The 6,666-nt window shown below is 45.8% G+C and carries 3 protein-coding genes and 3 tRNA genes; 3 read left to right on the top strand and 3 right to left on the bottom strand.

Annotated elements, in window-relative coordinates; genetic code table 11:
- Positions 1–70: 70 nt before the first annotated feature.
- From CIK04_RS12230 to CIK04_RS12220, 3 genes are all read left to right on the top strand, one after another.
- Positions 71–161, top strand: a tRNA-Ser gene (locus CIK04_RS12230).
- 32 nt (positions 162–193) lie between these two features.
- Positions 194–269 (top strand) — tRNA-Phe (locus tag CIK04_RS12225).
- A gap of 36 nt (positions 270–305) precedes the next feature.
- Positions 306–381, top strand: a tRNA-Asn gene (locus CIK04_RS12220).
- Between the two features lie 55 nt (positions 382–436).
- On the opposite strand, the gene CIK04_RS12215 is transcribed toward CIK04_RS12220, so the two are convergent.
- The 3 genes from CIK04_RS12215 to CIK04_RS12205 all read right to left on the bottom strand — a co-directional run bounded on the left by CIK04_RS12215 (position 437) and on the right by CIK04_RS12205 (position 6,422).
- Positions 437–1,147 (bottom strand): MBL fold metallo-hydrolase, encoded by a 711-nt coding sequence (locus CIK04_RS12215; protein ID WP_097352228.1) that lies wholly within the window; start codon positions 1,145–1,147, stop codon positions 437–439.
- Between the two features lie 176 nt (positions 1,148–1,323).
- Positions 1,324–4,311: an alkaline phosphatase family protein gene (locus CIK04_RS12210; protein WP_045613033.1), complete on the bottom strand. Its 2,988-nt coding sequence runs from the start codon at positions 4,309–4,311 to the stop codon at positions 1,324–1,326.
- Between the two features lie 62 nt (positions 4,312–4,373).
- Positions 4,374–6,422 (bottom strand): EAL domain-containing protein, encoded by a 2,049-nt coding sequence (locus CIK04_RS12205; RefSeq protein ID WP_097352229.1) that lies wholly within the window; start codon positions 6,420–6,422, stop codon positions 4,374–4,376.
- Positions 6,423–6,666: the final 244 nt, after the last annotated feature.

Here is a 6,666-nt window from a genome sequence, read left to right as displayed (position 1 = left end):
CGGCGACAAATCAAGCGATGRACTTTTCCACTTTACATCATCCACGCTTCCCCCTATTATCTCGGCCCATGGAGAGATGGCTGAGTGGTTGAAAGCACCGGTCTTGAAAACCGGCGTACGTTAATAGCGTACCTAGGGTTCAAATCCCTATCTCTCCGCCACATTGCATTGTTGAGCTGATGCTGAACAATTTGCCTCGATAGCTCAGTCGGTAGAGCAGAGGATTGAAAATCCTCGTGTCGGTGGTTCGATTCCGCCTCGAGGCACCACTTATTAAGTTGTGCCAGATACAACAACAGAATAGTTCCTCCTTAGCTCAGTCGGTAGAGCGACGGACTGTTAATCCGCAGGTCGCTGGTTCGAGCCCAGCAGGAGGAGCCACATTTAAAAAGCCTCATCATTTGATGAGGCTTTTTGCTATTTGTCGTTTACTCACTCAAGTGGGCAAACGTGCCGTGAGATTGTAGCTGATCGCCGATGCAACCAGCTCTTCACTGACTGCGTGGCCACAACGTTCGTCGATCAACTCTCGATCCTCGCCATGACACTCTTCTTCATGCCCTAGATAAACTTCAACACCATTGGTTTGAATGTGGCTATAAAGAGAGTGCAGCAGGTGATCGACATTGGTTTTCTCTTCCCATAACTGGCAATCGCTTTCTGGAATAAGCGCATCACCAATAAAAATTGCCTCACCAATTTTGAAGGTCACATCAGAGGCTGAGTGACAAGGCGTATTGATCACTTCTAAGTCAGACTCTCCAAACTCTAGATGTTCTTGATCCATAAGAAAGTGTTCAAACTCATACAGCTCTTTAAGAGCTAACTCATCTTTCCAACATGCGTAGACTTTCTTTGCCCCTTCAGCCACATTGATGGGTGCTTGCAACAATTCACTAAGGTAAAAAGAACCCGTTAGGTGATCGACGTGAATGTGTGTTTCAAAAATGGCCACGACATGAAGATGATTCTCTCTGACATATTGCAAAAGCTTATCTGCAGATTCAAAACTGATCCTCCCAGATTCGAGGCAATAGTCTGCAACAGGGTCGATAATTATGGCTTGCTTTGTCCCGACATCTGACACCACATAGCTGATGGTACCTGACGCGACATGATGAAATTCCTGAATGATTTGGCCTGCCATAATCCCCTCGAGAAATCTGTTTCCATACATAATCAGTCTAGATGAGAGTTGACGACAGGCAAGAAAGCAAAAAGAAAAAGGCACGTTTCAGCACCTTTTTCATTCGTGGCATCTTAGCCGCAATTGTCTATTTTAGTAGAGCGGTCTGATAGAGAAGTTTGATAAAGAGACACCAATCAAAACGATTCAATACCAAGCTTGTTGAGTAAAGAAGGGAATCCCCAACCATTTTCTCCGACGGCTACGCTTTCTCCTGTCAGGTATTCGTATAATGTTGGTGCAAGAGAACCATTTTCCTCACTGGTTAAAGGCGTCGTATTGTTGCCAATTGGCGCTCCCCAAAAACCAATAAAGGCGTCTTTTTCAAGATAGCTCTCTCCAGCGTGTCTCCCTGGTACTTTGGTGTTGTAACCAACCCCTTCTTTGGGGAAAAGGTTGATGGTGCCCGCTCTTTCTTCCAAATAGAGGTGCGCCAGCTGAACCACCGAATCAGGTCGAGTCGTAAAGCGGGTTAGTGCTCGCCACTGCGCTTTATCACACCATGTTTCAGGGCGTTGGCTGTCAACGTCTAGGCAACGTTGGAGTGCTAGAGTGCGCTGTTTTTCATCATTATCGCTCAATGTAGGCAAATAGGGATTAAGCGTAGACACCTCCAATAACGAAGGTTTACCTTTTGCTGCAAAATAGGCGTATTTCTCACCCGCCTTCTCAACAAACTCGTCCACCCGCTTGCCGTCCCGAGTCGCGATGAGGCGAACTTTACAGTGCTCTGCACTACAAGCGGTTTCTCGCACAGCGAGATAATCTAAGCTGTCAGCCAAGGTGTTTACGCTCCAATTGACAATATCAATCACTGGCTCACTCCCTGCATTCACAGGGCGCCATTGGGTCAACTCTTGATAAAGAGGCTGGGTTTGCCAGCTCTGGTTGGAATTGAAAAAGTCGAGCATAAAGTTCCCACCTGCGGTGGAAGCCACCACCACATCAACGCCTTTGTTGGAAGGGAAATTCAGAGCATTGGTCATCTTCGGCCCTTCTCCCTCATCGGATGAAATCTTTCTCATCACCAGTGGATAGCCTAAAGTGCTTTGAAGCGGATCGAATATCGCTTTCTCTGGGTTAAGCGTTCGGTAGACTGGAGACAGGCCATGATCGCCAGCCATTCCCCATAACGTTCTTTCGTAAACCCCTGCCTGTTGATAGGCGTTTTCTAACGCACCAAGCCAGTAATCAAGTCGATTAAGCTCCCCCGTCGGCATGATGATTTCATCACTAAACGGGCCAACAAAGTGTGCGAAATGATCCGGCCATGGGTTGTACACTAAGGTGTAATCAGGCATCCCTTTCGCATCAAGCTTAGAGAACAAGGTTAAATCTTGTTCAATTTTCCACTTTCTCGTTAAACGTGTATAGATATCCCAAAACGGTATCTCTTGGTAATCCACAACATCTCGAATTAAATCACTGCGCATCTGCTGCAACACGACTTCCACTTTCGCCCGCTCATTGAGCTCGCGTAAGCAACGTTTTTCGCCGAAATCCCGCAGCGCTTCTCCTGCCCCAAGATTCACCAAGCCATCATACGTGGTGTGCGCATTCCAGTCGTACTGCGCGTTGCAATTGAGTGTTTTCAGGTAAACCAAGCGGTCAAACATGGTTTGCACGCGATTTTTCTGCATGATGCGGTCAAGCTGCAGGGCATCATTACCAAAAAAGTAATACGCGCGATCTTCATGGCGATCAACAAAGTGGAAGTTGGGAATGCCAGTGCCTCCCTCCCCTTCCACTCTTGCCCCCGTTTTGATGATAGGCAAGTTTCTTACGCTGATGGTTGGCGTTGAAGAGATACCCACTCTGGCGATGGAATCTTCATGGTTTTGGTATAAACGTTTGAAGAAAGGCAGATAATAGGGATCTTGATACGGTTGTGTCGCAAGGGTTTGTAAAAAACGCATTTGCTGCTTGTGGGCAGGTTTCTGACCAGCTGGTCGCTGATCACTCACCGCTTGCCACTCAAGATGTTTATCATAGGCCGTAGAGACAAACGGCTTATTTGGTGAAACCAAACCCTCCAACAAGCCTTGCTGTAGGCCATCCACCGTCACTTGCACTGCCAGTCGACGTTGCTGCTGAGAAGCGAGAAAAGCCAGTAGAGCCTCGGGATCATCATCAAACGCTTCTTGTAGCCAATGATCCAACGCTTGTTGCCTTTCATCTTGATAGACAAACTGACGATACGCTTTAAGTACATTGAGGCGCACGAAATCGATTAGGGTCACCGTAATCGCTTGTGCCTTATTGTTGACCCTGTTTTTGTGCTCGGGTTTCCCATCTTCGATAATGGCGTTGAGCGCATGTTTCATTTCGCTCTCATCCATACCCGATGCCACCTGCTGCAAAATATTCAGCACAATGGGTTCTATCTTCGCCACCAACGCTAGATCTTCCGCTGATTGTGTTAAGTAGCGATATTGTTCAGGGAGCGTTTCTTGATCTTGCCACTCGCCAATTTGCACCAATGCATCATAAACCGTCACCAACGCCGCGATAAAATCACCATCCACTTTGATGCCTTCTTGGTGCGCTTGATCTTTTTCATGTTGCTTGGTTTCAACCAACGTAGCTTGTTCAACTTGGAATAACGAATGCTGGAATCCGGTGAGAGCTTGTTTGTCATACACTTGGAACAGATAGTTGCGAAACTCATCCTCATTCCCCAAGCCGCTGTAACGGTCGTAGTATTGGTAAAGGAAGTAGCCTAGAGGAATGGCATAGCTGGGATCGGCAATCTGCTTCATCACTCGCGCTTTCACAGAGGCATCAAGAGGAAGCGTCAGAAGATAAGTTTCTAACGTCATTCCACCTATAGTAAATAGAGTGACATCACGGGCAAAACGCGTGGAGTAACTGAGCGATGAAACCACCTGATTTTTCAGCACTTCGCTGGAGTTAAACAGCCCACCGAACACCGGCGTATTTCCCACTTCCGCCAACAATGGGGCAGGCATCGCGCCAGCCACTGATGCCAAAACTAACCCTATCGCCTTTGAGCGTAACATAAACAGCTTTTCCTTAAGATTCTTAGTATTGGCTGATTGTGTCAGTCTATGAGCGAAGTGCAAGCTTGAGGCGTAAGCAAAAGTAAGACTCGGGGAGAGGCGCACAAAAAAGCGGCATTACTGCCGCGATTAATAGCGATGGATTAATAGCGATGAATGCCACGCGCTTACAAAGCGCGTAAACAATCTTGCTCAAACGTCAATGCAATCAACTGAGTAAATGGCATCGGTTTGTAAAAATAGTACCCTTGGACAAGATGTATCCCTAGTTGGGAGACAAAGTTCAGCTCAATCTTGGTTTCCACCCCTTCCACCACAATTTCTGCTCCAGTGGTTTTCACAATCTCAGTGGTCAAACGAAAGAGCTCTCTGCCCTTACGGTTATCAAGATTAAGCACCAACGAACGGTCAATTTTCACTTTGTCGAAATCGAACTTGGAGAGGTATCCAATGGATGAGTAGCCAGAACCAAAATCATCGAGTGCAATCTGTACCCCTTTTCCTCTTAGTTTGTCCAACACACGTTGTGTTTGTTTGGCATCCTGAATCAGCAGCTCTTCGGTGATCTCCAGTTCCACTTGATGAAAATCCAGAGCACTCTCTTCGATCATGTTAATGATGCGACTGGCAAAATCCGCAACTAAGCAAGTTTCTGGTGAGATGTTAATCGATACCTTGAAACACGGATTGCTCGCTAAAGGGGACACTTCGCATAAAGCGGTCTTCACGACCCATAAATCCAACTCAGATGAGAGCCCTAACAAGCGAAAATCATCAAGGAAGTAAGGCGGTGTGATCTTCCCTAAATGGTCTTGATGACGGATCAACACTTCAACAGAGTTGATCTGCTGCTTATCCGTATCAAACTGCGGCTGGTAAAAGAGCACAAAATCACCATTCAGTTTCAACTTCGCGACGCGCTGCTGTGCTGAAAATTTTTCCATCATTTCAGGAAATAGTGCCCCCGCCGTTTTGCCATTGTCCAACGCTTCATAGTCAAAAAAATCGTCCGAAGCGGATTTAAACAACGTGGTATCAGCGTTGGCGATTTGGTCCATACGACGAAAGAAGGGGTAATAAATCAAGATACCCGCCAAGATAATAATGGCTTGCAATAGAGCAGCAGAAAGATGCCCTCCGGTTGCGATATAGCCACTCCATAGTGGTGGACTCATCCAACTGATGATCTCTGACACTGGTGGTACTAGCCCAAATAACGTGGCGTAGTATGCGGTCACTAACCCTACAACCGGCACCAACAGGAAAGGGATGATCAAAATGGGGTTAAACATAATTGGCAAACCGAAGATCACAGGCTCATTGATATTAAAAATGCTTAATACCAATACCGCGATCCCCAGAGAACGATACGCTTTGTGCTTGGTGAGTAAAATCATGCAAATTACTAAGCTCAAGGTATTACCTGCGCCACCCATTCCTGCATAAATGTCATAGAAGTTACTTGTCAGGATGGGGAGTTCACTCCCGGTTTGCGCACTCACCTGCAAAGCATTGTGAGTCAACTCATACAACTCCGCTTTATAAGGTGCGAGCACGATATGGCCATTAATGCCAACACTCCAAAAGAGATTTCTGACCACCTCATAGATCACGCCGTGCGAAAGGCATTCGAGTGTCAACTTCGGCAATGCCCACTCTGAGAGATGGGTGAAATCAACTAACCACTCTAAGGCGTAAGCTAATGAGGTGTAGAACAACACCAACAAGAACGTCGACAGTACGAGGTTAATTGACTGGTCGACAACGCTCGGAAGCTTGGATTGAACAAACCAATCGCGCTTGGAGACAAAACGAATCGACAAACTCACCAAGGTTGGGATGATGATCGCCAGAGGATAATTGCTTGGCACTATGGTACCTACTTGCAACAAACCCCAGTTATGACAAATGACAAAATAGATCACCATGGCTGGCGTGATCACCGTGACTTTTGACAGCTTGTGCAACGAAGCGAGAAATAAACTGTAGTAAACCAGCAAAAGAATCGGGAAAAGACGCCAAATAATGTCGCTCGCGACCAAAATGTGCTCTGCGGCCTGAGTGAATCCAGTGATATTGAGCAGGTTACTGATCAAGATGCTAAATGCAGAAATCAACGAGATTGGTAATAGCATCACAAATGTATTACATAACCCGTTTAAATAAGCATTGCTGGATAACGTTGTTAGAAGAGAAATTAAGGGTGATTTTTTCATTAGACCAGATTATTCCAAACACCAGGTCTTAAGTCATCTTTTCTTTATTTTTATAGAGAATTGAATTCCAAGACAAATTTAGAAGAATTAGCCACCTGAAATTCCATTTAAGTTCAACTGAAAACAGTAGAAAGTTGATCGTTCAACTGAGGCAAAATACATTCACCACTATTATTTCAACCAATGTTACATTCATATTTAAAATAAACAAAGGGTAAATATTACGCGATGAATTATCATTCCA

The organism is Vibrio sp. 03_296, from assembly GCF_002265885.1.
Note: the sequence above shows the minus strand (reverse complement) of the source record. Positions and strands in the feature narration are given on the sequence as shown.

Excerpts from the sequence above, each read along its gene's own strand:
- CIK04_RS12215 (WP_097352228.1), bottom strand. The coding sequence starts at position 1,147 with ATGGCAGGCCAAATCATTCAGGAATTTCATCATGTCGCGTCAGGTACC.
- CIK04_RS12205 (WP_097352229.1), bottom strand. The coding sequence starts at position 6,422 with ATGAAAAAATCACCCTTAATTTCTCTTCTAACAACGTTATCCAGCAAT.